The 2,208-nt window shown below is 68.1% G+C and carries 2 protein-coding genes and 1 pseudogene; all 3 read left to right on the top strand.

The features are described from left to right. Nucleotides 1-1,274: pseudogene (locus V6U90_RS26915) on the top strand (hypothetical protein); the annotation flags it as partial. Between the two features lie 66 nt (nucleotides 1,275-1,340). Next, nucleotides 1,341-1,763 (top strand): YbaB/EbfC family nucleoid-associated protein, encoded by a 423-nt coding sequence (locus tag V6U90_RS26910; protein ID WP_334442331.1) that lies wholly within the window; start codon nucleotides 1,341-1,343, stop codon nucleotides 1,761-1,763. Then, entirely contained in the window at nucleotides 1,760-2,089 is a 330-nt protein-coding gene (locus V6U90_RS26905; RefSeq protein ID WP_334442329.1) for a hypothetical protein, read from the top strand. The genes V6U90_RS26910 and V6U90_RS26905 overlap by 4 nt, the downstream gene beginning before the upstream one ends. Nucleotides 2,090-2,208: the final 119 nt, after the last annotated feature.

Raw genomic sequence — 2,208 nt, 5'->3', positions numbered from 1 at the left:
ATGGTGATATGGGTGGTTCCTTTGCTGTTGGTGGGGGTGGGGACAATCCGTTCGCCAATGGTGGCGCGGGCAGCCTCTTCCCGAGCAGCGGCCTGCAGCTGAACCGCAGGCCGGCCGGGCCGCAGGCGTTGGGTGATCTGACGCCGGCCCAGTTGCAGCAACTGGACTCGGCCGGGCTGCTGGACGACGTGCCGCTTACTGCTGAGCAGGCCGACTACCTGCGAAAGAACGGTCTGGCGGCGCCGAACGGTACGAAATCGCTCGGTCAGCTCAATCCGGATCAGCTTGCCGCGCTGGATCGCGCCGGGCTGCTGGACGATATCCCGCTCACCCCGGACCAGCGGGCGAACCTCGGGCTGACCGGGCCGCAGGCGTTGGGTGATCTGACGCCGGCCCAGTTGCAGCAACTGGACTCGGCCGGGCTGCTGGACGACGTGCCGCTTACTGCTGAGCAGGCCGACTACCTGCGAAAGAACGGTCTGGCGGCGCCGAACGGTACGAAATCGCTCGGTCAGCTCAATCCGGATCAGCTTGCCGCGCTGGATCGCGCCGGGCTGCTGGACGATACCCCGCTCCCCCCGGCGGCGCGGGCGCACCTCGGCCTGCCCGACCCGTCGGGGAGGTCCAGCGGGATTGGATCCATACCGGACCTGGACCTGGGCAGGCTGCCGTGGCCTGACACCGGGCCGACGGCGCCGGTGGACAAGAATCCGTTCCCGACAACGGTCGACGGTAAGAACGTGTCGCCCAAGCCGGGCATGAGCGGGACCATCACCCCCCCGTCGCTCGGCGACGTCACGAAACCCGGTTCGGCCGACTTCCCGAAAATTCCCGGGGTGCAGGTCGGTACCGGGGGCCTGTCGTCGGTACCCGGCATATCCGGCTCGCCCGGGGCACTGAGTCAGGACAGGTTGGGGCTGTCCATCGGGGGCCCGGGTGGGACACCGGGTGCCGGCCTGGCCACGGGCACGGGTACCGGCGCTACTGTCCCGCAGCCTGGCTCGGGCGGCATGCCGTCCGGTGGGATGCCGTTCATGCCCCCCATGATGCCGGGCATGGGCATGGGCGGTGGCGGGCAGCCCGGGCAGGACCGTGATCGCCAGCGCAGCACCTGGCTCAAGGAGGACGAGAAGGTCTGGGGTACCGACCCCGACTGTGCGCCTGCGGTAATCGGCCGGCGCGGTCGTGACACCCGGGTCGAGGACGACGAGTTCGACACGCCTGACGAGCGCCTTGGCACCCCTGACGAACGCCGCCGGTACCGGGGGCGGTAAAGAGTGTTTCGCCGGTGTGAACCCGCCGCCACGGCCCAGCCGTGAGATAGCAGAGGAGGTAACGGGATGAGCATGTTGGGCGACGAGGAACTGTTGGCCGAGATGCGTGCGGCCCTGGATGAGGTTGAGGCCGCAGCCGACCGGGTACGCCGGCGCGTGGCCCGGTCGGAGACCACTGTGGAGGACAAGAAGAAGCAGCTGTCGGTGACCGTGGGTGGGCACGGCGAGCTGACCCGGATCAACTTCAACGGGGACGCCTACCGGCGACTCGCGCCGGCCGAGCTGGCCGACCTGATCGTGACGACGGTGCGTACCGCTCGCGAGGGCGCCGAGCGGAAGACGATGGCCGGTACCGCCAAGTTGCTGGCTGACCATGCCGGGCTCGGCGACACCGCGCGGTCGGCTACGAGCATGGAGGAACTTTTCGAGGGCGTCATCGGCCTGGCTTCCGGCAAGGATGACCGGCAGCGGGGACGGGCGGCGTCATGAGTGAAAAAGAGATCACCTTCAACGGGGATGCCCTGGCCCAGCGGGTGGAGTTGCTGGAGGACTTCAGGGATGAGTTGGTTAGGACGGTAAAGCCGCTGAACGGCATCGTCGAGTGCCGGTGGGCGGGGGAGGACGAGCAGAGCCAGCAGATTCGCGCGATCCTGCAGAACCTCCTCGGGAATATCGTGCTCGGGATCTTCGATGATCTGGCTAACGCGGCCGGATTCCAGGGCGAGAAGGTGGGCCTCAACCACCGTATCGGGGTCAACACTGAGGAAATCGGCAACGAGTTGGTCCCGGACATGAGCGGCGGTCAGCGCGGCTGATCCGCACTGGAACGAGATGGTCGGTGGCTGGGGTGGCGGTCAGCGCGGCTGACTGATTCGCACTGGGTGCCCCTGATTGGGGGCAGGGAAGGAGCGTTGCGCGTTGGCCGCCGCCGCCG

Origin of the sequence: Micromonospora sp. CPCC 206060 (assembly GCF_036906895.1) — a bacterium.
In the GTDB taxonomy this organism is placed as follows: domain Bacteria; phylum Actinomycetota; class Actinomycetes; order Mycobacteriales; family Micromonosporaceae; genus Micromonospora.
This window is presented reverse-complemented; position numbering and strand designations above follow the sequence as displayed.